The sequence below is a fragment of the Halobellus sp. Atlit-38R genome (assembly GCF_003665925.1).
In the GTDB taxonomy this organism is placed as follows: domain Archaea; phylum Halobacteriota; class Halobacteria; order Halobacteriales; family Haloferacaceae; genus Haloquadratum; species Haloquadratum inordinatus.
Genome location: NZ_QXIJ01000023.1, coordinates 1 through 25,241, shown reverse-complemented (window position 1 = coordinate 25,241; position 25,241 = coordinate 1). Strand labels below are relative to the sequence as shown.

Below are 25,241 nucleotides of genomic sequence, written 5' to 3'. Positions count from 1 at the left end.
AGCCGACGCATAATCCTCGATGAGGAGGTGCTGTTGGACACAGCTCTTGCCTCCTCGTTCCTCTCGAAAAGTAGCCTCGATAAGCCGCCGCTGTCACGCGGTTCTCGTCTTAGCTAAAGACGGATGCACGGTCGATTTCTCGATCGAATAATCTGGCCCATAGTCGTCTCGTAGGTTTTCAACAACATCTCGAAGGTATCCACCAGCTGACGGTGCAATATAGACTTCATTGATGAGGGTTCTGGGTTCAATCTTCACGCCAACTCCGATACCAGGTCTGACTTCTATCCCATCTACGTCGATATCCTCAAGCGATTCATCATCCGTTAGAACGACACGGTACTCCTTTTCAAAGTCAAATATATCTCTCTTTGTGAAAATTGGTGCGTAATGCCCTATCGGTTCTTCACCGGTGCTATGATACTTGACTCTCCCGAATTCAATAGAGATGTCTAGTTGCGATAAGGCAGACCTGTCTATAGAGTTCTTTAGCTCTCCGACTGTTGTCTTAATGGCTACTCCGTTACTTCCTTCAACATATATTTTCCAGAGAGCTGCTGACTGGCTTTTTTTGATATTCCAACAAGTGACGTAATCGTCGGCGTTGTCGTCTACAAAATACTCCGTGTCCTCATCATCAGGTTCTTCGATATCCCACCTTTCCTTCTGAATCTTTTCTGCGGCTGATTGGGAGTATCTCCCTTCATAAGGGTCCTCAAATTTTGATCTGTGGGAAAACCATAGCTGCTCCTTCTGTAGCAGAGAAATAAATTTACCCAGACTCATATACCGCCAAATTGTCTCGGTTTCATCGACATCCGTTGGATACCATCCTTTAGTGCCATCTCGTCGAGCACTAATGTCGTCAAGAACCTCACTTGGGTTTGGATCGTGTTGATCAATATATGGCTCCTCTCGAGGATCGGGACCATCCATAACTATTCTTCTCTCGTTCACCTATCGGATAAACTTATTTTTCTGCTCAATCAAGAATAGACTGTCCGGCACTGCAGTTGACCCATTTCACGGCAGTAGATATTTATAAAATGTAAACTATATGTTTACATACGATGCCGATAGACTATCCCAAAGATGCCGACCCTCACTGTAAACGAGCCAAATTCATTCCGGACAAGCTGATCCAAGATACACTCGAGGAGACGGCTCAGCCACACTCGTCGCAATCGCACGAACTCGAAGAAATCAGAGATCTCCTCAGTCACTGTCAGCACAGAGCTGTTGAAGCGTGGGATTACTGGCTCGACAGCATCGGTCGCGGTGAGGGATCAATCGCGTTTGAGGATGAATCATTCATTATCGTCGATCAGGGGCAACACGAACGGCCTGGAGATCACTTGGATACCTACGAGGGCTCTGTCGACGTCGACGAATCTGCGGAAGACATTGTCACAGCAATCCACACCGCGATGGCTCAGGTGCTAACACACGATTCGTGGGACGATTCATATGCCTACGTGATCAGAAAACCGCCCCTATGGCAGATTACTGAGGAACACGCTGTCCGCCGTATTGGGTCTCTGGCCCGCGACCGCGGGAGCGTTGGACGTGGAACAGATGCCTTTGCGGTGGACGTCTACGGAGAGTCTCAGCAATCGTGGGCGGATAAGACGGATCGGACCCGCCAAGCGGTGAATAACAGTCTGAAGCGGGGAAACCAATCCGCAGCCTCTGAGTAATTGGACAACCCCTTGGACACGTCCTTACAATCCAATATTGATTTCGGGTGTTGGTAGTGACTCGACGAGATTTGACATCCACTCACGCTTGGCGTTCGTCTCTTCTTCTGCAATAATCCCTGCAGCCTGATTGAACCGGAATCGGACTTTCTTTGCCTCGGTTCTGATCTGCTCTCGCGCACGTTCCCATTCCTCCGCGGTGTAGGGTGGCTTACCGTAGACCTGTGCCAGTGCCGGGCGTTCTGCCACTAGCCGTCCGGGACGATGCTCGGCTAAGAGTGCCTGTACCTCGGCCTCGAATTCGGCCTTTTGTGATTCTATCTGGGAGCTACTCAGATTCGTCAGAGCGTCCAGCGTGTATTCTTCTTCCCACAACTCGAATGCCTCCTGCATTGAGTCCGAGGGAAGTTCGGGTTGTTCCTGCTGCCGGACGTGTTGGTGTGGATCCATACGAAGCCCTACGGGAGCGTATCAAAAAAAGCACCAGCCGTCCATAGGCGCGGGAACTTTTTACTAACCTGACTGGCAATTCCTGTGTGCTTCGAGCTCGGCCCGGATGGCTCATCGCAGTAATTGCTGCCTGTATATATGGAGAATTGATGCTGAATTCAGCCGATAAACTCTTTTGATTCGTGGAAATCGATTAAATCCTCGCCTTGGATCCCTGTTTCCTTTGAACTGATCCGCTGTATATCAACTTCTCCCCGTCTTTCGAGTTCTCGAATAGCCTCTCGATATGCCGACTCTGTATCATCACTGTATTTCCGCTCGTTACTGCTAATCTCAACTAGCTTTTTAAACGTAATAATATACTCTCCGAACCGATCAAGTAGGAATTGTTCTGTCGGCTCCCCGGTACCAGGTAACCGGGCTTGTTCACGGTCGTACTCTGGTTGTTTTGGAGCATATGCAAATTCGCCTGTGCCACAATGATTCATTACTTCTCGCATTGTCTTGAGCCCGTTAGGGTGATTTGTCCCGAACACTAGATAGTAGATCGTCTGTGTAGTTTCGGGTTCAGATATCATATATTCAAACGTTTTCTGAGGTCCATTTTCTTCTAATCGGTCGGTATAGTATTCAACTAGTGGAATCCAGTTTTTTGGATCGTATGCCTCAATTGCAGAAGCCCAGTTGTTTGTACCGAAGACGGTATTCAGGGCTTCTTGGTGGTCGTCCGATTGAAGAAATCGATTCATATCTCGTGACATAAAGGTGATCAAGAACTCGAATTGAGGAGTGGAGCCAATCTCCGTCACAACATTGTAATCTAAACTCCGAAATCCGAACGGGTCTATGAAAAAGAACGTTGGACAATCATCGCCTTGAGTACTCTCAACGATATCTAAAACCGCATTTTGGAATTTACCATTAAAATAACTCCGAGAGATATTTTCTGCTATACCTGTTGTATTTTCTAATGTCTCTTTGAGGATATTGTAGTTTGTCTTGTCCGCTTCAATAAAAACACACTCTGCCGTGTCAAATTGATTCTTTCTGTCCGTTAGCCGATCCAGAATGAGTTGCGGTGATCCTGGGTACTCTGCAGGGGTTTGGAGGTGTTCTAAGTCCAGCGGATCGGCACCTTCAGAATCAGCATACGAGCCACGCCCGGCAAAACAGTCTACCACTCGTACTTTATTCTCCTGTTCGGCTTGGAGATTATAGCTCGTGAGCTTATTCGTCCATGGCATCAGGTACTTTCCCAGCACCTCATGCTTAGCTTTTGTATGAGGTCGATAGACCCACTTTTTATCATTGTGATCAGACAGCGGCATCGTATGTTATCCTATGTAATTTCGTTGTCCCATTTTACTCTACCGGGCGGGGAACCATTCGACTACGGTTGTCAGAGACCTAGACCACCTGCGGAATCGACGGTAGACACGATTCGGGGGTATCGCGTTCGGCGAACTCCTCTGGCGATTGCCGATCCCGCCAAGACTGGAGCCACAACGCTGTTTCGTCGTCGACGTGCTTGATGAGTTGCTTATCGGGCCAGAGGTGCACCGGGAGATCCAGCTCCCGCCCGATCTCTTGGACCCACCGCAGGTGATTCGTCGCGTACTCAACCCACTGTTCACGACTCCGTAACGCATCCAATTCCTGAGCTAACACCTCTTCTCCGGTTTCCCGAGCTGCTTCAACCGTCATCTCGAAGTTCCCTCCGCGGGGGTTGATTGGTTCGTGGAAGACAACGGCCGGATCACACTCAGCCACACGCTCTAACTGCTCTCGGAGATCTGCCTTGTTCTGGGTTGGATAAGTCGGGCTCATACTGACGAACGTCTGAACACCATAGTCGTTGAATTCTTTTAGTCCGCGGAGCCGTTGTCCTGGGGCTGGTGCATTCGGCTCGATAGCCCCTACCAGATCGGCATCCATACAAGGAATCGACGAGCCTACGGTAACATATTCTCCCGCTTGCTGGAACACGTCCAAATCTTGGAGCGCCAGAATCGGATTTCGCGTCAGAACCCGTGTGTACTTCTCGTGGCTAGTCAGTGCCTCAACGACATTCCGAGTGATCTCCCCTGCTCGCCCATCCATATAGCAATCTGTCGAGAAAGATACCCCAACGACACCTTGTCCACGCTCAGTCTCCCGCCACGTTCGCTTACGATCTAGATGTTCGTCAAGGCGTTCGCCAAGGCCGTCCCGGTACAAGACGTAGTTGCCCCACTCCTTTTGCCCATTATCCACGTCGGCAGCTTCTTTGAGCATATCCGGTCGCGTCCGGATATTCGGCGTTGAGGGCACGTAGCAGAACTTGCACCCGTGCCGGCATCCTGTGGCGACATTCACAACATAGTCGCATAGATGCTTGCTGTTGAGGCCTGATTCGCTGAGAATTGCCTTTGTCGGATCCTCACCAGTCCTGACATCGCTGTGTTCGTCAACCATACTGTTTCTTACCGACTCATTTCACTCGAGATACAAATGTATTAGCCTCTAGAAAGATAACGGCGGCGTCGACTGCCCCCTAGCCTCGATGCGATTACTTTCACCGAATCGAACACTTTCACCCCGCGGTTGGATCGCTTTTTAGGAGCTGTATGTACGACAATTTGTACGAGACTGCTCTATGCGCCTCGATACGAAGCGGGATCCTGAGGGTGGCTGGTATGACCGCTTTGTCCGTCTCGTCGACGATGATGGTTCCATAATCGAGGACTTCGGCAAAAACCCAACTCTCGATACTCTCCGTGAGGCGGAACGTCGTCACGGCGAGCGTATCAACCTCTGGCAACAGGGACTCGTCTGTTCAGACTGCGGCAACCAGATCACCAATCGATTCAGCGCTGATCTCGAGGGAAATCTTCTCTGCTGGGAGTGCGCCAGTAGCCATCAGGGGACTGCTCGCAGCGGCCTCCGCATCAACGCTGACCCAACCAAGACAGTCCTGAGTGAATCGAAACTCCACGAGAAGAGTCTCTGTGATTACGTCATCAATGTCGCAACTGGCTGCCGGCATGGGTGCAAATTCTGCTACGTGCCATCGACCCCAGCTATCGATAACCGGGACGAGATGCTAGCCGACAAAGCAGACGTCGAGAATCCCCAGCGTGACTGGGGGAGCTATCTGCTCTATCGTGACGATCTCCCAGAGCGGGTCCACGAAGGCCTCCAGGGGCACGACTTCGATGACTGGAAAACAACGCGCCGTGGCCGCGGAATAGTGATGCTATCAAGCGGCACTGATTGCTATCAAGACCGCCGCACGGCGCAGATCACTCGTGGTGTCGTGCAGGAACTCATCGCCCACGACGTTCCCGTGCGAATCCTCACCCGGAGTCCAAACATCACCCGGGATATCGATCTGTTCAAGCAAGCAGACCGGCTCACCGTGGGGACGTCGATACCGAGTTTTGACGCGTCCCTCGTGAAGGCTGTCGAACCAAATACCCCACCGCCGGCAGCTCGCTGGGAAGCGCTCGATGAACTGTTCAAACAGCAGATTCCCCGGTTCGTCTCGTTTTCACCAACCTATCCAACAATGGACCGTGACGATATTTTCGAGGCACTCAGCTGGTTCGCCGCGGTCGATCCTGATGTCGTCTTCCACGAACCAATCAATCCTCGTGGGGAGAACTTTGAGATGCTGATTGAGGCGGTCCGGGACGCTGGGTTCGAGGAGGCTGTTCAGGAGTTCAAAGCGTTACGTGACACAGACACGTGGGCAGAGTACGCGCTCGAGCAAATCAATATGGTGCAGGAAGAAGCGCAGAAGTTCGATAATCTGACCGTCCACACGTGGCCTGATCGGCGGCTCGTTGACGAAGCAGACCGTGATATTGCCGGGCAGTTGCGACGAATGCGGAACGCAGTCTCACCGGAGTCGTTCGTCAACTCTTCTGGTGTCGCCGAGAGTCAGTCGCCGTTGGAGTCGTGGTGATATTTAGATTCACAGTGTTGCAATCGTGAGCAGAGACAGTTGTAAATATCAGTTGAGCTCTGACAACCAGTTCAAAACCGTCTGTTCGGCGTCTTCTGGATTAGTAACTAGATCCTCACTGCCAAGCAAGGAGTTCACTTCCTCACTTGTCGCCGCTGGTTCTACGACTGTTGCTCGTTCAGCTTTTGCCACGCAGTGTTCTCGAGTTACTGACGCTCCACTCTCGCCCCGATGGCCACAAACTAGCTCCAGACTGTCCATAACCTCTGGAGCTAAATTACGAACTAACTCCTCAAACAGTGGGTCTCCAGGTAACAGTAATCGAACCGATGGGAACCGGTCAGCAATCTCTGGTTGAAATGCTACCACGATGCCCTTTCCACTGCCAAGTTCCGCCTGTGCAGTCTCTCCTAGCTCGGCTGGAACCGCTACTATCGCATCTTCTGGGAACTCCAACACATAGGTATCGTCGACGACATTGTCAAAGTCGTCTGCGCGTGGATGATTCCGTAGAGCTGTGAATGACCAACCAGACTCCACGAGCTGGCTACTCTGTGTTAGCTGTGTCTCGATCGTCTCCAAGCTCACCAACGGTTCATACGACCGATCTCCGGTGCCGATCGCATCGAATGCGGGATAGCAATAGGGTTCCCACCCGTCAAGCCCGGCACTTTCGATTATCGCCTCTTTCGTCGATACCTCTTCTGGCTCACCTGCTAGCCCGGTCTCCTCGGCTTTCTCCTGGGCACGTTTTGCCCGTGAGTCCGCTTCTTCGACGACTTGCTCACTTGGCTCTCTGGTGTCATCCGACCCGGAACTACCCATAACGGCGTCTTTGATGTCCTGCTCGATGCTGTTCAGTACCGGACGCATCGGCCCAACCACGTTCTCGAACAGCTGTAACCGTCCCTCCAGTTCCTCGTAGATGTCGCCGTCGATGCTGTCCTTGTAGGCGTAGTTGATGATCTTCACGACCTCGTTCTTCTGGCCGATACGGTCGATGCGACCGATGCGTTGTTCAACCCGCATCGGATTCCACGGCAAATCGAAATTGATCAGCGCATCCGCGGTTTGGAGGTTCAGCCCCTCACTCGCGCTGTCTGTACAGATCAGGATATTGGTGTCCCCGTCAGTGAAATCTCGCTTGATCGCCTCTTTACCGACGTTCACCCACTCTCCGGTTGTTTCGTCGTACTGCATCCCGCCACCACCACTGTACGTACCGACGTTTGGATGCGTGTCTGTCAGCGTCTCACGGATATGCTCGAGGGTGTCGTGATACTGCGTGAAGATGATAATGTTATCACGGGCGCTCTGACGGAGTGAGCGAATGTCGCGGCGCAGCTGCGCTACCTTCGGGTCGGTGTGGGCTTGCCTGAGATCGTCCACGAACTCTTGGAGGGCCGTCCGCTCCGCCTGAATCACGTCAGCCGCGCCACGACTACTCGGCTGATAGGCGTCGAGGGATGCTTGGCCGATTGCCTCGTCGATGGTCGCCTCCGTCACTCCGGCGTCCCTACTAAGCTCGGAGACCTCCTCGGTCATGTCCTCAACCTTCTCGTCGAGCTTCTCCATCCGGCGCTGGAGGCTCTGCTTGATGGCGTGTAGACTGCTCGTCAGGCGTTGACGATACGTGGTCATCACGAAGCCCAACGCGAGCTTCTCCTTCCCTGTCAGGACTTTCTGCGACTGCTTATACGTCTCATCAATATACTGCTCTACCTGATCGTACAGCGGGGCTGCGTCACCCAGCTCGATACGTTTTGTCTCGACATCCCGAGTCGGAACCGTATCGTCGAGGAGCCCCAGATCCTGACACTGCTCCAAGACCGCTCGAGTATTCCGGAAGATGCGGGACTGAACCGGTGTCGCCCACTGAGAAGCTTCCACAAGTGCGCTCCACTCCGTTGGCCCACAGTCGAAAATGAGCGAGCGCGGATCGTCAAAGCGAGGTGAGGTTTCGCGCACGCCGACGAGTTTCTCGAGGGCTTTCCGCTGTTGAATTGACTCCGTGTCCGTCGCCTCGACTAGCGCCTTCGCCTGCTCGTCGTAGCCGGGATTCGACGTGAGATGTTCGTGAATGAGTTTCCCGAACCGTTCAATTCTCGGTCGGCCTTCGTCCTCCTCCAGATCGAGCTCTTTCTGGAACTGTTGGAGAACCTGTTGCTGTCCATCGGCTATATTCTGATACCGCGAGCCGACGGAACTGAGACTATTTTCGAGTGCTTGCCGTGTTTCGAAGAACTCGACGAATCGGTCCTTGTCGTCCCAACCTTCTGGGAGATCGCACAGTCGAAGGAGGTCGTAGAGCTCGCCAACATTCAGCTGCATGGGCGTCGCCGTGAGAGCGTAGAGACACCGGGAGGCCTCCTCGGCTTGTCCGAGCAGGTCGTAGAGTTTCGTCTCCTCGCGAGCACTGTGTGCCTCGTCGACGACTGTGAGGTCCCACACGTTCTCGTCGATGCGTGGGGCGACGTGTCCCTGATTACCTTCGCGGCGGGCGGTATGCCACGACTCGATCACGACGGTTGGCTCATCTCTCTCCGTAACGAACGAACCAATCGGCGTGTTCTCCCAGGCATCGGCGTCGACCGCTCCGGATGTGGGGATACGGTGATCCTCTGCGTCTCCGAGAGGGCCGATCATGTAATCGCCATCGTAGGACCGTTCGTGATAGTAGGCGTGGATATTGAAGCGGTCGAGGAGTTCGTTCTGCCACTGCTGTACCAACCCTGCAGGAACCAGAAACAGCGCCTGCTCAGCCTCTCCGATCTGCATCAGCCGTGAGAGGGTCAAGCCAGCCTCTATGGTTTTGCCGAGCCCCACCTCGTCACAGAACAGGAGGTTGTTCGGGTAGATACTGACTGCTGTATCGGAGATCGTTCGCTGATGGGGCCAGGGCGTGACAGTACTGATTTCCTCTGCGAGATGGATTCCTCCCGGTGTCCGTCCGGCAACCGAGACGACGCCAGCGGTATCGTCTTCGGGCACCGTCGTCTGGGGGTCGTGATTCTGGACCCGCTCGACGTGTTCCTCGAGCGTTCCATCGGTGTCCTTCCAGTCGATGAGGTCCTGGCGTGCAGCTTCGTCGAGCTCGAAGACATCGACGGAGGGGTGGAAGCCGTTCCAGAGTGCGTTGAACGTCGAGACGTCTTCCTCGACGTACTTCGCTTCGCCGCGGCTCCAGGAGCGATGAACTTTGAAGCGTTCGTAATTGTACTGCCACGCACTGAGCGTCTCGTTGATACTCCCCTCGAAGCTGATCTTGTTGCCCTCGCGATCGACACCGATTCCGAGCTTCGGGTGGAAGAGCCCGTCGCCGCCTTTGGGGTCGCCGACCTTGATTTGGAGGTCGCCGCGGTCGAGGAGGGTCGCGATGATGGTGAGTTGGGACTCAACCCACGGTTCGAGGGGTTCATCTGCGTCAGGGAACATCGCTCCCTTCTCGCGCTTCTGGAGGTCGGCTCCAGCGATGACACGTACCGTCCCATCAGTCTCGAGAAGCGAGTCAACCCCTTCGAGAGCGTGCGCCAGACTACGCAGACTCAGATAGCCGGCGAGCCGGTCGTAGCGGATGACCTCGTTGAGGAATGGCCGGTAGAACGTCTCCATGAGCGTCCGGTTGGTCCGGAACTCGCTCTCGTACACCGGTTCCCACGAGACGTCCCTGAGGGTCATTTATTCGAACTCGTTGAGTGCTGCCTGATTATCTTCGTCGTCCTCTCCTCGAACGTTGAGATTGATGTTGCTGATATCGATATCGAGGTATTCGCCCGTGCGCCCCGAGAGTATATCTCGAAGGGTTTCCGCAGTTTCGTGTTCTTGGGGAAGCACCTCAAGGAGAGCGGTGACGGTGGTCCGGAACCGCTCGTCATTCTTCAGACCACGATCGGATAGCCACTCCCAGGCAGCTTCTGGACCTTTGGTTTCGTAGACGTGGATGGCAGAATGGACTGCATCGATGCCGTGACTGAAGCGTTCATCAGTCGGGTTTACGGGATATTTGCGGCTGGAGACGTCTTCTCCGTTTTCGACACGAACGATGTCCTGTACTCGATTGCTGTGGGTTTTGAGCTGGACATCACCACTGCTTTTCCCCCAGATTTTGGTGTCCCGTTTCACGTCGTCGATGTTGACACCGACGCCGATTCCGAGCTGTCGAGCCTCGTCATAGGGCATTGTGTCTGTTTCGTAAATTAGCCAGGAGAGGACGTACCAGCGCGTCAGCCCGTCAAGATCGTCGAATCCTTTCGTGTCCAGATACCGCTCGGCGAGAACTTCCGCGACGGCGTCGCGGGCGGCTGAAAGTGCGTCGCGGGGCGGGACTTCCTCCCCCTTCTTATCCACGACGGGGTAGTTATCGGCGAAGACGCGTAGAGTTGGACCGAACGCTGCGATAATCGTGTCCGTCTTGGTGAGGCTTAGACCGGAGTCCAGAAGCTCTCGTGCAGCTTTCTTTGCTTCGGACCGCGTCTCCGATTTCACATCATCCCAGAGCGTCGCCCCGCCTGTATCTTCCTTCTCGTGCAACGGTTTCCGCCCCGTAAGGAGGATTGTGCTGTCAGCACTCTGGCTCCCGCGCATCACGACGCGGTTTGGCATTTCACTTGTGATCGGGTGTGTCGCGGTAATTGTGAACCCGGCTTCGATGAGCGACATCGACAGCGTATCCCAGGCGTCGGTCTCCTTATGTGTGAACATAATTGTCAGGACGCCGCCGGGCTCAAGAGTCTCGTAGAGTTCAGAGAAGATTTCTGCCATCTTCTCTTCGTAGTCCTCTTTTGCGAGTTGCTTCTTTGACTTCTCACCTTCCAGTCCTTCGAATCTGGAGGTATTCGCAACAGCTTCGTCAGACTTGTTGGTTAGTTCTGAGGTGAAGAACTCGGGGTGGACGTCGCTCAAGTACGCCTTCTGCAAGACGTAGAAGCCATCTGCGAGTTGGGCGTACATGACGCTATCATAGTATGGGGGGTCAACGACTGCAGCTTGGACAGAACCCTCTCCGACTTTCGACGTGAGATCAGCTGCATCCCCACAGTACACCTCTGCTGCGTCTCGGCCCGCAGCCATCTCAACGAGCTCCTCGTAACAGTCGATCACCTTCCGCGAGGTATCTTCGTACCCCATCGTTTCAGAGACTAAATTGTTGTCGCAGAACACTCGACGGAACGAGTAGTTGTGAGACATGAACATATTCGCAGGATATCCTCTTCCTGTGTCCCACGGAGACATTCGAGAGTTCCGATCAATCATCTTACTGGCAGAGATCGTAAGGATCGTCAGGATGGCCTCTGCCTCGCGTGTATCGTATTCCTCACGAATCTCCTCAGCGCATTCTCGAAATGCGTTACAGTACTCGTAATGGGAGACCAGCTGACGCGGATTGAAGATATCTCGCCATTCCTCCATCCCGTAGGTCGCCGGATCAGTGATACGACTACTCACTTCGACCTTTTCGGACAGAAAAGTGAGCAGCTCGAAGTCGGATTCGATACGCTCTTCGGCGCGCTTGAGGGCTTGCTGGTCGAGGTCGTCACCCGCCCGATACCCTGAACCACCACGGGGATCGTCGTACTTGACACCGTAAATCTGGTATTCGAACTCGCCGTTCTTAAGCAGCTCTCGAGTCTCTTCGTACTCGGTAATCACACCACAGTGGGGGCATTCTACGTCCGAGCGCGATACTGTCCCTTCTGACGGATCGAAGTCTGTGTTCGAGTTCTCTGTGAGCTCAACGCATTCATACGACACGTCCCCGTTCTCGTAGTGTGGTTTGATCGCGACGCCTTCGCCGGCGCTACGCTTGTGGAGCCACCACTTCGGCATCAACGGGACCGTTCCAGCACAGGACTCACACTGAATGTGGTACGTACAGGCCGATGCCAGCACTTCACGGCCATCCCGCTTCGTAGGGTACAGATCGTCGAGCTCCTCGCTCGCCTTCTTTTGGATTCGGTCGCGCCATTTGTAGAGGTCATCTTCGAGCGATCCGACCTCCGGCGCGTACTCCAACATCACCTTCAGGATCACCGACGGGACGGGATTCAGCTCATTCGCGATGGTGGGCAAGTCGTAGCGGATGGACTCGAAGGGAATCACTCCGCCACCAGCAGTCGCATCTAGAACAGTCGGTAATTCGCCATCCCAGGTCTCTCGCAACGAGGTATGTAGATCTGCCAACTCGTCTTCGGTCGGAGACTGTGTGAACGGTCTCGGATAGCCGTACCACTCGCCGAGTGTCCCGTCACGCTGTCCTTCAGTCGTCTTGCGCTCTTGAACGTACTCGCTGATGTTCTCTTCTAGACCGTCTGGCCCGATCTGCATCAGCGACAGCAGTTCATCCGCACTCGTTCCCTCCTCCATTACCGATCCAAGAATCGCCAGACGAGCCGCAGGGGTGGGGCGGCGAGCGAACCACGGGTGGATGTACCGGTGCGGCGGCATGTGCTTCGGATTCGCTTCCTTGAGATTCTCAATCCCCACTGCCTTCAGGGGAAGTTCGCCCTCGATTGCCAGCGAGGTGTACTCGTCGTCAGATTCAGGTTCGGTCTCGGATGTCGTGTGGGAGTCGCTCATAATATCGAAGTCTCGTTAGATGTGGTCGGCGAGCAAAACGCGAAGTGCTTTCGTACCGCTGGGCGAGGACGGCGAGCGAGCCTTAGCGTGCCAGTAGTAGCACTCACCCAGACTCATCTGGTCGATTCCCTTTGCGACTTCACGGAGACGGTCCCGGCGTCGCATCGGCTTCATCGCACGGAACGCGATCGAGAGCCGAACACCGGCCGCTTCGGGGAGACTCACGCTTGCTGGGTCTCCTGTACAGACGGTCTCGGGATCAAGACTCAGCTCACGGAAGGTGGATTCGATGAGGAAACTCACCTCGTTGAACGCCCCGCCGCGTAACGTCGCGATACGAATCGCACACCAGTCATCCCAATCGTACGCCGCGTCATCTGCCCCGGGAAGTTCGGACGGAGAACGGTCGCCGATAATGGTCTCCTCCAGTTCACGTACTGAGACGCTTACTGCTTTTTGCACTCTCTCGAACCGTTCTCGTCGAGCCGTCGCGATATCACGGGGCGCCAGCTCATAGAGCGTAATTTCGTGCTGGTCGTCGACCCGATCACGCGTCAACACGAACGTCGGTCGATTCCCGTACGCGCCGGTGGTGAAGGCGAACGAATTCCCCTCGGCGATGCCCTGGCTCATACTTGGGCCACCTCGCTGGATTCGATCACACGGATCTGAGTGTGCATCGTGACGGTGAATGCATTGTCGACCGCGAGGAGTTCGTCCAGGAGGTCGAACGTGTCGCCATAGAGGCGGTCATCTCCCTCGTCGAACTCAATCGCGAACTCGGCTTCAGCGGTACGACCGCCATCCGGATTCGCGAGATCTTCCGGCTCCATGTTGAATCTGAGATGGCTCGCGAAGACCTCTGGGCGTCCATTGAAATCGACTTCGAACTCCGATTTCGAGTCGGCTCCGTCGTTGGCTTCATAATCGAAGTCCATCGTCGTGTCCTCTGCGAAGTCCTCATCGTTGCTGAGTTTGTTCGCAGTGAACCACGCGCCCTTCCACGCATCAGCCCCGTCCAGATGGATCCAGACGCCTTCGACGATGGGCGTCAGTTCGTCCGGGTGTCCGTCGTACTCCTCGCGAGCGCTGGTAAGTTCGTCCGCGATGTCAGCCCGCATTTCCTGCAGGGCCCGAGAGACGTGTGCGGGCTCGGAGGTGCGAACTTCGATGAGTTTACTGAACGGTTCAGGTTCGTCACCGCCACCTGAACCGCCACCTGAACCGCCGCCGCTACTGTCATCTGTCCCCTCATCATCGCCATCAGTAGTCTCGCCTTCTTGTCCTTCGTCTTCGTCGGGTTCCTCCCAGTCGATCTCACTCCCCACGTCGTCGATCAACTCATCGAGCGAGGTGTAGAGTGTGTGCGACTGCGAGAGCTTCACGTCCTGATAGCTGAGGCCCGCGTGCAGATTCTTCGCGTCATCGAGCTCGTGGTCGGTCGCTGTGAGCGTCGTCTCGGGCGTGTAGTACCCGGTCTTCTGTTCCTCGTCCCAATAGGCGTACTCGTCTTCACGGACGAGCTGGGCGATCGTCTTTCGCAGAGGAATTGGTGACAGGAGAATCTCTGCATCCTGGCGCTTCCCGAACTGTTCTTCGATCGCTCGGGTCGTCATCGAGGTCGAGCCGACGTTCCAGATCGTCGCCTCGAACCAATCAACACCGTAGGCGCCCTCTCCCTCTGGGATGATCGCGCCTGCCTCATCGAGCTTCTCGATGACACTCTGATGGATGGTACTGTCCGTCGTGACGTTCCGATGAACCAGACCATCTCCAGTTGGGAAGTAGAGATGCGTATACGCCTTTTTGATGTCCTGATCGAGCGTACCCTTCGCGCTATCGAGGCGTTCACCGAGCTTGTCCTGTTGTTCGGTGTTGAGATCGTGCTGGTCGCCGAGATTATTCTGAATATGTTTGATGGCAGCGACGCGCTCTGCGGTTCGCTTTGCATCAGTCACGTCGTTCGCGCTCGCTGCGAGGAAGACGACGTTGTTCTTGAACACCCGCGGTGTCTTCTGCCCACCGCTCGACGAGGCTGTGTTCTTAAACAGCGTTTGGACCGCTTCTGGGACGGTCTCATAGTCAGTAACTTTGACCGTATCGAAGTCCATCACGCACAGATGCGCTTCGTCGGCCGTATCGGGGATCTCGTGGGGCTCCTCGGGCCCGACAATCACATTTAGACTGCCCTGTCCGAGCGCCTCGTCGAGAGCTTCCTCGAGATGCCGACGGGCGAGCCCGTCTTGCAGCTGCTCGACGACGGAATCGATGAGTTTTGTGAGGTTCGGCTTTGACTTGAACTGGATTTTCTCACCGTTGTCTCCGTGCAGGAAGAAACACGCAGATCGACGCCCCTCTCCAAGGAGGTTATTGAGCGCGTCGTCGTAGTGCGCTAGCTCGACTTCCGTGTTGGCAATCGCGTGCCGAAGCGGGCGGCGTGTAGTGCCGCGTCCGTCGGCCCCTTTTACGATGCTTTTCCAGAGGATTGCCGTCGTCAGATGTGTTCCCAGTGGGGGGTGTCCGTTCTTGACCCAGTTCCGGTCCTCTTCCTCTGCGTTCGCCGTGCCATCTTCCGAGAAGATGTCGGCTTTGATTGCGGCCTCGAAGTCCATATCGACCGACGAGAACAGCCGGAGAAGTGTCGAACGAACGTCCCCATCGGAAGGATGCATATCGAACAGCCGGACGAAGTGGCGTTCTTGGTCATCGCCCTGGTGCTGCCAGAGTCGGTACACTGCGCGGGAAAGCAGCTTGAGCGCACCACGAGTGCGCTGGAACGACGGGAGAGAGTCTAGTTCTTCAGTGAGTGTATCGATAACTGTCGGATGAATCGGATAGCTGTCTTTGAGACGCTCCCGATGCTGCGGGTTGGTCGCACTATCGGGGAAGGAGTTACGATCGCCCGTGTAGAGAGACATATAGGCATCAACAGTCGCATCGCGTCCATCTCCCGCGACGTTCTCGAACAGGCGGTGTCGCAGGACAGCGGCAATTTCGTTGTCTTCCGTCGGCGTGATGGAGCCCTCGACACGGTCGCTGATACTGTTAAACTCCGAGATTGTCTCGGAAACAAGGCCACGAACGTCCTCAGCTTGGTCGGCAAAGGCAGTATCCGCAATGCTGAGGACGACAGTGACTTTGTCGTTATTTTGGGTTGCGGCCAGCAGCGACATCAGGAAGGTATTCGTCTGCTTTGCGAGCGTTGAGTCCCCGATTTCGACAGCGGCAGCCTGTTCGAGATATGCCGCGATCTCGTCAAGAAGAATGAGGGACGGATTGTCGTTGCGCTCGAAAAGGCGTTCAAGTTTGGTTGTTCCTGGTGGCGTACGGTTCTCGTCATTTTCACGCAGGAATTCGTATCCACCACGCCCAAACAGTTGGTAGGCCATTTCGCCCCACATCGTCTTCGTCGCGGGAGCGTCAGGGTCGCTATAGTTTGAGCGCGCATCCTCAGCGTCGACGTGTGTGCCCACGAAAACAGCAGTGTTGACGTTGAGACCGAGTGCAGCGGCGTCAGTATACTCGTCAGCAATGTCCTGATTGAGGATGAAATCAGAAAGGTCAGGGACAGCACTCGGCGATTCTGCGAGGTGATATGCAGCGATCTGGTTGTGGGTTTTTCCGCCACCGAAGCTGGTGTCAAGCCGGAGAATGCCGTTAGTACCAGTGTAGTCGTCGTTATGTACGCCGACGAAACGGGTTGCAAGCCGTGTGAGAAGTTCTTTCAGACCGCTAGTGGGATAGGTTTTCTCGAAGAATAGCTGGGGCTCAGCGTAGACATCAGGGGCGTCATCACTATGGGCGACGTCCGCGAGACTAGCAGCGAATTGATCTTCTGCTAACTCGCCCGTAAGTACGTCTTGCCGTGGGTCACAGGTCTCGAAGATGCTTGGTGGTCGGTTCGTCTGAGAAGCGGGGTTTGGAGTGTCACTCATTCGTTCAGTGTCGTGGTCTTAGCAGATCGATCTTTGAGGAGCGTCTTAACAACAGAATCGAGAGAGGTGTGGTCCTCTTCGTCTTTAATTTCCTCAAGCTGATCTTTTGTCCATTCTTGAACCCGAATCATCGGCATCGATTTCCCTCAAAAGGTATGCAGCCTAGGATTTCTTTCATAGGGTAATGTTATCTGCGTGTAAACAGACACTTAACTTAGGTCTTTGGTAGATCTGCAGCTACTGTTATCCCCTTACAGTCTGGCGGTTTGTCCACAGACGGTGGCGGAAGTTACTGTTTGAGGCGTCTCTTGTACGGCGCCATAGAAGTTCACCGAATCTGGTAGATAGAGGTCTGAGCGATGACACCTTCTGGTGCTATCTGCAGCACACTCTCCATCTGGAGCCGAGGGCTAGCCCACGACCCGCTTCACTCATCCGAATACTCGATCGCAAACACGGGGATCTGAATCGGGAAGTGCTCGGTAAAGAATGGGCCCTCGAGCTCGCGGCGTGTCCGACGTAACGAGGGATCCTGATCAGTGGGAAAAATGAGCACCGCGACGTCGATATCGAGCGTGTCCGCTCGCTCGTGGGCGGCCTGCATCTTCATCAGATGCCACCGCGCTCGCATCTGCTCTTTCTTTTCGTGTTCGATTGCGACATTGTACTCAGGATGATAGACATCCAAAAACGGAGTCAAGCGTTCGTAATGCTCTCGATGCGCCGGCCCGAGGTCGATTTGAACTTGTGTCTCCCAGCCACCTAACTCAAGCAGTGTCTCGGAGCGTGCTGCGTAGTTGGACTGTCCCGGGTGCGCCTCCCAGATCGCCGGAATTTCGAGGACGTCTTCCAGAACGCCTTTCTCACGGAGCCGTGCCTCTCCGCCGTTCCGCGAGTACGTCTCGCACTCGACCATAGGCCAGTGTCAGTAACGCTACTAAAATATCTGTCCCCGACTTGTCTCGGTCTGATGTACCTGGCAGTACGAACGACCTCTTGCTTTATGTACTGTCACGACACCCGATGACCTATGTCTGAGTCGCCCTGCCACGTCTGCGGATCGGATACCACAGTCGACGGAATGGCGTATCAGTGTGCCTACTGCGGGGAGCCTGTCTGTCCCGACCACCGACTCCCTGAAAACCATCGATGTACTGGCGAGCGACTCGCAGACGACGATTCACCCGGCGACCGTGAGGCAAAGCCACTCCGACTGAGCGAGGAGCAGACGGTCGGGACCACACCAACTGAGACAGGGCAGTCAAGTCCCGACGTCGCACTCGATGGCTCTGTCGTTGGTACAGATTCCGACGTAGAAGAGGCATCTTCACAGCCGTGGTGGCGGCGCTTTCTACCGTGGTGAAACCTCTTTCTGAGACCCATTCCGATCACCAGGGGCTCTGCTCAACCAAGTGAGAACTACTCTCGATGACCGAACGAGCCTGTTCGGTTGTGCGGACGTGCTTGGACCCCGAGAGATGGGTCACCGTAATCCAGTCACGCTCTTGAAGCGGGGTGATGATCTCCCGGTTCACTGTTGGGTAGATATCTTCGGCGGTGGCAGAGCTCTTGTCAACATTCTCGACAGCCGGGAGATCGTTGTCTAAGAGGTAGTCCCCGATCTCTTTGAGTAGCACGCCTTTCACGCCATTGTCGGGCTGCGCTTCGTGGATGTACCCGAGGACCTCGAGGAGCTGGTAGTCGGGCTCCGTAAACGGGAATGCAGGGAGCGGAACTAGCTCTTCCATTCCTTCACTAACAGCAGATGACGATGGCTCATACTCGTCCGGGAGGACGTAGTAGGGCTCTGCACCGGTGATCATACACGCAATCATCCCTGCGATCGCCGTTATCTTCGACCCGGCTGAGACGTTGACCTTGATATCGTCATCCGAATCCTGCGCTCGAATTGTCCGGAGGAGAACGGCCAGCGCTTCGTCGACGCTGAAGAGATCACATTCGACGACGTCGACTTCGATATTCTCGGAAGCAAACGCCTCTTGAATCCGCTCCCGACAACGCGTTTCTCGGTCGTTGTCGTCGTTCTGCGGCGCGAGCAAAATCACGCGCTCAGCATCTCGATCAATGGCTGGAAGCGTGATCCGATCGACCTCATACCCCTGTGGTGCAATATGGATCCGCCTGGTAACAGATAGTGTCATAATAATGTGTCTAATAGAAATACTAATATACTAACCGATTAACTCGCTAAGTAGAACCTACCATCCGATTGAAGTAGATTTTAAATCGGTAGAAACGGCGTATTCGCCCAACTCGACCCGAACAGCCGAGTTGAAGGAATCATATCAACGGTTCTACCATTTATCAGCCCCGCGCGCGTACAGGCGCGTAGGCAAAGGCTAAACGCTAACTCACTACTTGATGGCAGAAGGTTGCAATGGGGCGCGGCCGTCCCAGCGGCCGGCGTCTGTCCCCGCACTTCGATGCAGGGTGTGCCCCTGAGTTCATCTCCACATTCGACGCTGGGCATATATCTGCTTCGATCGTGACGGGCGAGAGATATCTCAACCCACTACTAAATGTCGAAACAGCATCTTACGGACGGAATCGAACAGCAAGCAAACACTGACCTCCGGATCAGCCAAGAACTCACGGATATCGTGGAGTTTCTCATCACCAACGGGTACGTACCCAGTGGTGACGCAATCAAGACACCCGATTTGGAAACTCAGTGCCCGGCGGCCTCCTACTACCGCGTGACGCGGCTCTACGACGAAATCGGGATGGTCCTGAAATTCAGTCAGGGGCCGGACACCTACCTCATTCACACGCGACTGGATGAGATCGTCAACGGACAGAACGTATCTGGGATGGTCGACACCGAACTTCAACAGATCATCCAACACGCACAACAGAACCCGGCCGTCCGGCAGGTGATCGGCCAGGCGCGTAATGTTCCGGCCGGGCAGGCCCTCCAGGGCCTCTACTCTGGGAACTTCGCCGAGCGACGTGACCGACTCGAGCGACTCGTCAACGCGATCAAAGGGTCGCACGTCACGCAGGGGAACTACGGCAAGATCATCTTCCGGACGCCAGCAAATCTCTATCGGGCCTCACCGATCGCGGTCCAACTGTACCACAAGTAGGTCTCACACCTACTCCTCAACACTGAAGGGTTCGCCCATTGCGTCCTGGAAGCAGCTGGTACTACAGTACAGGACTGACCGGTACTGATCGCCACCGTGTTCGGGGACGCGATGGATGACATACTCGCCCTCGATATCCAAGTCGGCATCAGGGCCGGCCAGCTGCTGTCTACTCTTGCTTCGGTCTGTGCGCGTGCGCACTCTCACGCCTATACCACTCCCCAAGACAGTTTAGTGACTGGTTCGTGACAGCCTCGGTGTAGATGAGTGTACTCGACTTACCAGATCCGCCCGTAATCCGGTGTTACAACAAACCCGGCATCCCGCCAGCCGTCCAGGCTCGGCTCACCGCCGAAGGACTGTTTGTCGCAGATTACGACTCTGGAAAATCCCTCGACAGTGCCCAAGTCCCGGATAAAAACCGGCGGGGGGCCGCGGGCAGTGCCTTCAATCGAATCATCGAGATTAGCCACGTCGGCGGACTCGGAGTGATCCGCACACCGAACGACGAGGATGAAATCATTACGGTCGGGGAGTGGGAGCCGAACTGCGCCACCCTCCGCCCAATCGACGGGAAACTATTGAAGGGCGTCCAAATGGCTCACTATGGACTTTTGACCCCTGGTGATGACCACTTCGAGCAGCTCGACGCGCTCTACAGTGGCGGGAGTTCGACAGTCGATATGGCCACGGACAATGAAGCAACTATCCGTGGGGCGATCGAGTACCTGGACATTCAGGGACGGCTTCGAAGCCCGTCGACGGCAGCAAGGTAGATCCGCCTGCAAGACATATTCGAAAGCCGTTCACGTCAAAGAAGATCGTGACCAGATCTCGACTTGACCGGTGATATCGAGGGAGATCTCGGTCTGAATGTGCTCGACGCTCTTTCGGGCAGTCTACAACGCCATAATGTGCGAGCATCTGTCGATTTCCAGGGTTTCACCCCCTCGTCAAGCACTTCCTTGGTTCGACGTCCAGAACTGACCTCGTCGAGGTGTCTGTTACGGCTGCAAAAGAGCCCGACCCGGTTCTAACGGCCTACAAACCCATCAGATCGGTTTGAGTACCTCGAAAATCGTCCAAAGGAAGAGCCGGTGTGCAATGTGAGATGTCCGGGAAAAGTGCTTGACGAGAAAATCACCATCCGAGGAGCGAAAATGAGCCGGGAGATGGAGAGACCAACGAGAACACAGATTCGGATGGCGACGTCGACGCAACTAGTACCGAAAATGCACCAACAGCTGACGCAGCAACGAGACCAACTGAACAGTCACGGCACCCAGCAGTGCAGTATACACGAATGAATCTGAGAAGAAATATGAGAGAGCCTCCCGACGAAGTATCGGCTGAAGAACGTCGAAGCTGACTACGCAGTGACTGGCGTCTGACGATCCTGCTCCTCAGCAGGGTCGATTGTAGCAATACGCCAGTTCGGGCTCGTTGTCTCCTCGCTTTCGAGTATGAACTCGTGGACATCGCCGGTATCCAAGTCCAGCACCTGTTCCTGAAGCTCCTCATCATATGCACGGCTGTAACGTGGAACAGAGACCCGAATGCCGACGTCATCACCCTCCAACACCTCTAACCAGAGGTGATTGTTTTGTCCCCCTACAACCTCGTAGCGGGCCGGGTGGGTCTTCAACATACTCTGTTCTTTGCCGGTCCTGAAGATAATGTTTCTCGTTACTATAGGGGTTATTGTAAGTCTCCATAGATTTCTCGCCGGACGGTACGGCGAGAATCTCCGAACAGTTACGATAATCCCTACATCACTCCCCTCATTTAATATCCGGATTTTCGCACATAGCAGCCTCAACGGGACACTCCGCACGGTCAGATACACCTCATCAACGACTGCCCATCTGCCTCGAGCAAGATGGCAACAAACTCCTCCGCGGAGTGGTCACCCACACCAACTCCTGGCCCGCGTAACACCGCCGCCTCACAACGGGTATAGACAAAGGGTGCTGTACGCTGGTTGTTCAACGACCAACAAGCAATCTGCTCGCGAACTATGAAGTAGGCGACGACTGGGAGGCGGGCCGTGATCCGGACAAAACGTCGTACTGTTCCCCGTGAGTGATCGGAACCATCAAAGTTACTGAGATTCGTCCTCGTCATCACTCGGCGGCCGCTCAGCAAGCCGATCGAACCGCGATTGCGCCCGCTCCTTTCGATCTGCAGTCTCAGCCGGGCCGTACGACACCTCAGTCACCGCTCCATCGGTGAGCGTCACCTCAAGTACAGCATCCGGATGGGCCGCCTCAGTGGGAAGCTCCCCACGATCAAGGACGATCTCGTCGACGACCTCGCCATCTGCTTCGAGCAAGATGACTGCAAGCTCTTCCTCAAAGCGATCGATCACGCCAGTGAATTGTTGGGTGGTCATTCTCAGTAGGCCTCCTCGAGCACGACGGTCCCGGTGGCATCGCGAACAATGACAGTGTCGCCGTTGTTGTTCCAGACGGGGCGTGAGTACCCCCAGTACAGGTCGGCCTCCGTATCCGTGCCACTGCCCGTGTGAACAGTAATTCGCTCGCCAGGGCCAAGTACCGTTCCCTCAGGGATCGTGTAGGTGTGATCGGCCGCATCAGCGAGCTCCCATCCGGAGAGATCGAGCGATGACGCACCCGTATTCTCGAAAGACACGTACTCGTCATTCAGGTTCTCGGCGTCATCGCCCTCGGCGTCGGCGTTGATTTCGACCACCTCGAGGGCCGTGTCACGAGCCTCTGAGGCGGTTGCAGTATCCGCTGGCTCGGTTGTTTCGGCGTCAGTACTCGGAGCGGCCCCGGAACCATCCGCACGGATCACGAGTCGCTCCGTGAGATCGCCGCTCGTCCCTGGTTCGACCGAGGCACCAGTTCGGAGCTCTGTCGCCGTCGTGGGTGCGTCCTGCTGGGTCGCGACCGTTACGGCCGAGCCATTACTCGTGAACCGAATCGTCCCGTGGGTGGCAGTCCAGTATGTGGGAATCGACCGTGCGGCCAACCGTGACAAGACTTCCTCGTGGGGGTGTCCGTACTGCGAATCATAGGCACTCGAGATTACAGCCGCCTGCGGGGACACCGTCTCGAGGAACGTCTCGCTCGTACTGGATTGGCTGCCGTGATGGCCGGCCGCCAGCACTGTCGAATCGAGGCTGTCACCGTAGGTATCGATGAGATACTCTTCGCTCGTAGCCTCCCCATCACCGGGAAGGAGGAAGCTCGACGCGCCGAACTGCAGGTACAACACGATACTGTTCTCGTTGCTATCTTTGTTCGCGAGATACCCCTCCGGTGGCGCGAGAACTCGCACCTCGACACCCGACATTTGAATCGAATCACCGGCTTGGGTCCGGTACAGCGTCACGTCGTGTGTTTCAACCGCATCAAGGTAGGCGTCGTAGGTTGCTGAACTCGACGCAATACCGGGATCGTAGACGGCCCCGACACCGTCGGCGTTGGTCTCGAAATGCTCGATCACGGCCGCGTGCCCGCCGATGTGGTCCGCATCCGGGTGGGAGGTCACGAGGTGATCAATACGGGTTACGCCCTGGGCTTCGAGATATGCGATAACGTCGTCGCCATCATCGCGCCAATCCCCGGTGTCGATGAGGATCGTCTCGTCGTCGGGGCCGATTATGAGCGTGCTCGAGCCTTGCCCGACATTCAACAGATGAACGGAGAGCTCTCCCGAAGGGGTCGAGTTCGCTGTCGCAGTGGCGGTGGGCGAGGGTGTCTCGCTTGCAGCAGTGGTGGGGACCGAACCGTCTGTTCCTGTGTCAGTCCCACCGGGTCCACCGAGACAGCCAGCGAGGACGACCATCCCGAGAACCACAAGAAGGCCGATGGTCCGTCGAGTAGACATACTTGTAGATCGTCCAGCGTGGGGTTAGTTGTTCCTCAATCAGATAACCCAGGGTGTCACCCCCTCGTCGAGCAATTTCGCTATGCAAGCGCCGAATTCGAATCCTGTCGAGGTATCTGTGACCGCCATAAATCGCCCCGACTCGGATATAGACGTTTTACAGCCCGTCAGACCCGGTTGCATACGCCGAAATCATCCAAAGAAAAGGCCGATAGGCACTACGAAAACAGTGCGACGAAGCGTCACGATCGCAAAGATTCTATGGGGCTCCTGAGAGCGGCCAGTAGTGCGCGCGAAATCGTGGCTGGTCACCGCTACTGAACTCACGGTCCTCGGGGCGCTCCCACTCCTCCTCTACAGTGTGCAGCACGGTTTCCCGGGACTGCACGACGCGCTGATATTCAATCACGCGCGCTTCCGCGGCTACACCCTCATCACGAGTGCTTACGTGCATCACTCAGAGAGTCACCTCCTGAACAACCTTTTCGGATACGGGCGAATCGCACTGTTTCCGTACATATTCTGTCGCCTCAGTGGCCACAGGCAGTGGTTCCGTCGGACGATGGTGGCACTGTTGCTAGTACTGCCAGTACTGTCGGGTTTGACGAACTATTTCGTATTACCGCACCTATATCCGGAGGTCATCCCGCTCTCAGCAGGGTTCTCGAGCATCGTCGCCGGCTTCGTCGCGTTCCTGTGTGTCGCCTTGGGGCGGTACCTGTGGACGGAATATGACGGTCTCGTTGCCGGGACTGCCACCGCGATCGGGGGCTTCTGCCTCGTGGCACTGCTTGAGATCCGCTGGTACGGGACAGTTCGGCCTATTGTCGGGGGCGTCGTTGGGCTCGGATTCCTTACCGTAGTGAGCTGGTATCTGCAACAGCGTGCATTCAGCGTTGGCCTCGGCCCACAACCGGGGCTACGACTCTTCGAGGGGGTTGTAATTGCTATGGGATGGGTGGTGCTCGGGAGTTTGATCTGGGATCTTCTGCCGGTACTCCCAACACCCGATCCCACCGGGATGAGAGTGAATCCGATCGGGCACGCCGCGGGCTTGATTTGGGGCACAGTGCTCGCCGCCGGGACTACGCAACTCCCCGAGCAACCCACGGTCAGTCACTCCTCGACGAGGACTGGGCGCCATCACTGAGCGGGCGACGCCCAACGGTTCGGTAGAGCAAAGTCGGATCGCGAACCGTTGAACTCCTCGCGGATCTCTTCGAGCGTCGACAGCACCGACTATATCCGCGGCGAGTTGGCAGCCACGCTTCCACGCGGAGATGGTTTCTTCGAGGAGGGCGCGTTGCTCGTCCGTAACTTCGAGACGAGTGATTGCCGTCCGACGCACGTAGTCGTCTGCCACAGTTTCAATGTGGACCTACGGCTACTTACGGGCCAGTGTTCATTGTCTATACGAACGCGCTTCTCCCCTCCCTCCTCACTCGCTCCGCTCGTGCTTTGAGGAAGGGGACTCCGCGCTACCGCCTCAGTTGAATAACTAGCTCTTCGACGGAGAGTGCGTAGACGGTCATCTCGGTCCCTTTTTTGGAGTACCACGTGTCTACTGTTTCAACAAGGTCGGCTTCGCAGAGGTGCTCAAGGTGGTACCTAGCATTCTGCACGGAAGTGTCGGCAGCCTCTGCGATGTCTGAGGCCGGCGCCGGGTTGTCGTCAA

Annotated in this window: 20 protein-coding genes and 1 pseudogene; 6 read left to right on the top strand and 15 right to left on the bottom strand. The window is 55.6% G+C overall.

Translation table 11 applies throughout. From position 1 onward, the window contains the following. Window positions 1-93: 93 nt before the first annotated feature. Window positions 94-957 carry a hypothetical protein gene (locus D3D02_RS20455; protein WP_147435672.1) on the bottom strand — a complete coding sequence of 288 codons (864 nt, stop codon included), beginning with the start codon at window positions 955-957 and terminating at the stop codon, window positions 94-96. Window positions 958-1,070: 113 nt separating this feature from the next. Here D3D02_RS20455 and D3D02_RS17240 point away from each other — a divergent pair, with 113 nt between their 5' ends. Then, window positions 1,071-1,697 carry a hypothetical protein gene (locus tag D3D02_RS17240; RefSeq protein WP_121571197.1) on the top strand — a complete coding sequence of 209 codons (627 nt, stop codon included), beginning with the start codon at window positions 1,071-1,073 and terminating at the stop codon, window positions 1,695-1,697. Window positions 1,698-1,721: 24 nt separating this feature from the next. On the opposite strand, the gene D3D02_RS17235 is transcribed toward D3D02_RS17240, so the two are convergent. The 3 genes from D3D02_RS17235 to D3D02_RS17225 form a co-directional block, all read right to left on the bottom strand. Next, on the bottom strand, window positions 1,722-2,147 hold the full coding sequence (locus D3D02_RS17235; RefSeq protein ID WP_147435671.1) for a hypothetical protein: 426 nt from the start codon (window positions 2,145-2,147) through the stop codon (window positions 1,722-1,724). Window positions 2,148-2,305: 158 nt separating this feature from the next. Continuing rightward, a complete protein-coding gene (locus D3D02_RS17230) occupies window positions 2,306-3,475 on the bottom strand; it encodes a three-Cys-motif partner protein TcmP (protein ID WP_121571195.1) in 1,170 nt (389 codons plus the stop codon). 79 nt (window positions 3,476-3,554) lie between these two features. After that, window positions 3,555-4,601 carry a radical SAM protein gene (locus tag D3D02_RS17225; RefSeq protein ID WP_121571194.1) on the bottom strand — a complete coding sequence of 349 codons (1,047 nt, stop codon included), beginning with the start codon at window positions 4,599-4,601 and terminating at the stop codon, window positions 3,555-3,557. Between the two features lie 181 nt (window positions 4,602-4,782). On the opposite strand from D3D02_RS17225, the gene D3D02_RS17220 reads away from it, so the two are divergent. Continuing rightward, window positions 4,783-6,093, top strand: a complete 1,311-nt coding sequence (locus tag D3D02_RS17220; protein ID WP_121571193.1) for a radical SAM protein — start codon at window positions 4,783-4,785, stop codon at window positions 6,091-6,093. A 48-nt stretch (window positions 6,094-6,141) separates the two neighbouring features. On the opposite strand, the gene D3D02_RS17215 is transcribed toward D3D02_RS17220, so the two are convergent. From D3D02_RS17215 to D3D02_RS17195, 5 genes are all read right to left on the bottom strand, one after another. Further along, entirely contained in the window at window positions 6,142-9,771 is a 3,630-nt protein-coding gene (locus D3D02_RS17215; RefSeq protein ID WP_121571192.1) for a DEAD/DEAH box helicase, read from the bottom strand. After that, window positions 9,772-12,669, bottom strand: coding sequence for a DUF1156 domain-containing protein (locus D3D02_RS17210; RefSeq protein WP_121571191.1), 2,898 nt, complete (start codon window positions 12,667-12,669; stop codon window positions 9,772-9,774). Window positions 12,670-12,684: 15 nt separating this feature from the next. Then, the gene (locus D3D02_RS17205) at window positions 12,685-13,302 is read right to left on the bottom strand and encodes a hypothetical protein (RefSeq protein WP_121571190.1); all 618 of its coding nucleotides are present in this window, start codon (window positions 13,300-13,302) and stop codon (window positions 12,685-12,687) included. Next, the gene (locus D3D02_RS17200; protein ID WP_121571189.1) at window positions 13,299-16,604 is read right to left on the bottom strand and encodes an ATP-binding protein; all 3,306 of its coding nucleotides are present in this window, start codon (window positions 16,602-16,604) and stop codon (window positions 13,299-13,301) included. Before D3D02_RS17200 ends, D3D02_RS17205 begins: the two co-directional genes overlap by 4 nt. A 427-nt stretch (window positions 16,605-17,031) precedes the next feature. Beyond that, window positions 17,032-17,520, bottom strand: coding sequence for a hypothetical protein (locus tag D3D02_RS17195; protein WP_121571188.1), 489 nt, complete (start codon window positions 17,518-17,520; stop codon window positions 17,032-17,034). A gap of 114 nt (window positions 17,521-17,634) precedes the next feature. Here D3D02_RS17195 and D3D02_RS17190 point away from each other — a divergent pair, with 114 nt between their 5' ends. After that, window positions 17,635-17,967, top strand: coding sequence for an AN1-type zinc finger domain-containing protein (locus tag D3D02_RS17190; RefSeq protein ID WP_121571187.1), 333 nt, complete (start codon window positions 17,635-17,637; stop codon window positions 17,965-17,967). A gap of 25 nt (window positions 17,968-17,992) precedes the next feature. On the opposite strand, the gene D3D02_RS17185 is transcribed toward D3D02_RS17190, so the two are convergent. Continuing rightward, complete coding sequence (locus D3D02_RS17185) at window positions 17,993-18,766, bottom strand: DUF6293 family protein (RefSeq protein ID WP_147435670.1); 774 nt, start codon at window positions 18,764-18,766, stop codon at window positions 17,993-17,995. Between the two features lie 378 nt (window positions 18,767-19,144). Between D3D02_RS17185 and D3D02_RS17180 the strand changes: the two genes are divergently transcribed. Together D3D02_RS17180 and D3D02_RS17170 are read left to right on the top strand one after the other, a co-directional pair. Then, window positions 19,145-19,711, top strand: coding sequence for a hypothetical protein (locus tag D3D02_RS17180; protein WP_121571185.1), 567 nt, complete (start codon window positions 19,145-19,147; stop codon window positions 19,709-19,711). 263 nt (window positions 19,712-19,974) lie between these two features. Further along, window positions 19,975-20,487, top strand: a complete 513-nt coding sequence (locus D3D02_RS17170; RefSeq protein ID WP_121571183.1) for a hypothetical protein — start codon at window positions 19,975-19,977, stop codon at window positions 20,485-20,487. 593 nt (window positions 20,488-21,080) lie between these two features. On the opposite strand, the gene D3D02_RS17165 is transcribed toward D3D02_RS17170, so the two are convergent. From D3D02_RS17165 to D3D02_RS17155, 3 genes are all read right to left on the bottom strand, one after another. Beyond that, window positions 21,081-21,359, bottom strand: coding sequence for a hypothetical protein (locus D3D02_RS17165; RefSeq protein WP_121571182.1), 279 nt, complete (start codon window positions 21,357-21,359; stop codon window positions 21,081-21,083). 453 nt (window positions 21,360-21,812) lie between these two features. After that, window positions 21,813-22,103 carry a DUF3006 domain-containing protein gene (locus D3D02_RS17160; protein WP_121571181.1) on the bottom strand — a complete coding sequence of 97 codons (291 nt, stop codon included), beginning with the start codon at window positions 22,101-22,103 and terminating at the stop codon, window positions 21,813-21,815. 2 nt (window positions 22,104-22,105) lie between these two features. Next, complete coding sequence (locus D3D02_RS17155) at window positions 22,106-23,566, bottom strand: lamin tail domain-containing protein (RefSeq protein ID WP_121571180.1); 1,461 nt, start codon at window positions 23,564-23,566, stop codon at window positions 22,106-22,108. 286 nt (window positions 23,567-23,852) lie between these two features. On the opposite strand from D3D02_RS17155, the gene D3D02_RS21005 reads away from it, so the two are divergent. Beyond that, window positions 23,853-24,716: a hypothetical protein gene (locus D3D02_RS21005; protein WP_199723144.1), complete on the top strand. Its 864-nt coding sequence runs from the start codon at window positions 23,853-23,855 to the stop codon at window positions 24,714-24,716. A gap of 63 nt (window positions 24,717-24,779) precedes the next feature. Here the strand turns inward: D3D02_RS21005 and D3D02_RS21260 are convergent. Beyond that, window positions 24,780-24,929: pseudogene (locus tag D3D02_RS21260) on the bottom strand (RNA-guided endonuclease TnpB family protein); the annotation flags it as partial. Between the two features lie 115 nt (window positions 24,930-25,044). Further along, the coding region (locus D3D02_RS17140) for a helix-turn-helix domain-containing protein (RefSeq protein ID WP_147435645.1) at window positions 25,045-25,241 on the bottom strand (197 nt) is incomplete at its 5' end.

What these genes read in the sequence shown, in the direction of transcription:
- D3D02_RS17240 (WP_121571197.1), top strand. Translation starts at nt 1,071, where the DNA reads ATGCCGATAGACTATCCCAAAGATGCCGACCCTCACTGTAAACGAGCC.
- D3D02_RS17235 (WP_147435671.1), bottom strand. Translation starts at nt 2,147, where the DNA reads ATGGATCCACACCAACACGTCCGGCAGCAGGAACAACCCGAACTTCCC.
- D3D02_RS17230 (WP_121571195.1), bottom strand. Translation starts at nt 3,475, where the DNA reads ATGCCGCTGTCTGATCACAATGATAAAAAGTGGGTCTATCGACCTCAT.
- D3D02_RS17225 (WP_121571194.1), bottom strand. Translation starts at nt 4,601, where the DNA reads ATGGTTGACGAACACAGCGATGTCAGGACTGGTGAGGATCCGACAAAG.
- D3D02_RS17220 (WP_121571193.1), top strand. Translation starts at nt 4,783, where the DNA reads ATGCGCCTCGATACGAAGCGGGATCCTGAGGGTGGCTGGTATGACCGC.
- D3D02_RS17215 (WP_121571192.1), bottom strand. Translation starts at nt 9,771, where the DNA reads ATGACCCTCAGGGACGTCTCGTGGGAACCGGTGTACGAGAGCGAGTTC.
- D3D02_RS17210 (WP_121571191.1), bottom strand. Translation starts at nt 12,669, where the DNA reads ATGAGCGACTCCCACACGACATCCGAGACCGAACCTGAATCTGACGAC.
- D3D02_RS17205 (WP_121571190.1), bottom strand. Translation starts at nt 13,302, where the DNA reads ATGAGCCAGGGCATCGCCGAGGGGAATTCGTTCGCCTTCACCACCGGC.
- D3D02_RS17200 (WP_121571189.1), bottom strand. Translation starts at nt 16,604, where the DNA reads ATGAGTGACACTCCAAACCCCGCTTCTCAGACGAACCGACCACCAAGC.
- D3D02_RS17195 (WP_121571188.1), bottom strand. Translation starts at nt 17,520, where the DNA reads ATGGTCGAGTGCGAGACGTACTCGCGGAACGGCGGAGAGGCACGGCTC.
- D3D02_RS17190 (WP_121571187.1), top strand. Translation starts at nt 17,635, where the DNA reads ATGTCTGAGTCGCCCTGCCACGTCTGCGGATCGGATACCACAGTCGAC.
- D3D02_RS17185 (WP_147435670.1), bottom strand. Translation starts at nt 18,766, where the DNA reads ATGACACTATCTGTTACCAGGCGGATCCATATTGCACCACAGGGGTAT.
- D3D02_RS17180 (WP_121571185.1), top strand. Translation starts at nt 19,145, where the DNA reads ATGTCGAAACAGCATCTTACGGACGGAATCGAACAGCAAGCAAACACT.
- D3D02_RS17170 (WP_121571183.1), top strand. Translation starts at nt 19,975, where the DNA reads ATGAGTGTACTCGACTTACCAGATCCGCCCGTAATCCGGTGTTACAAC.
- D3D02_RS17165 (WP_121571182.1), bottom strand. Translation starts at nt 21,359, where the DNA reads ATGTTGAAGACCCACCCGGCCCGCTACGAGGTTGTAGGGGGACAAAAC.
- D3D02_RS17160 (WP_121571181.1), bottom strand. Translation starts at nt 22,103, where the DNA reads ATGACCACCCAACAATTCACTGGCGTGATCGATCGCTTTGAGGAAGAG.
- D3D02_RS17155 (WP_121571180.1), bottom strand. Translation starts at nt 23,566, where the DNA reads ATGTCTACTCGACGGACCATCGGCCTTCTTGTGGTTCTCGGGATGGTC.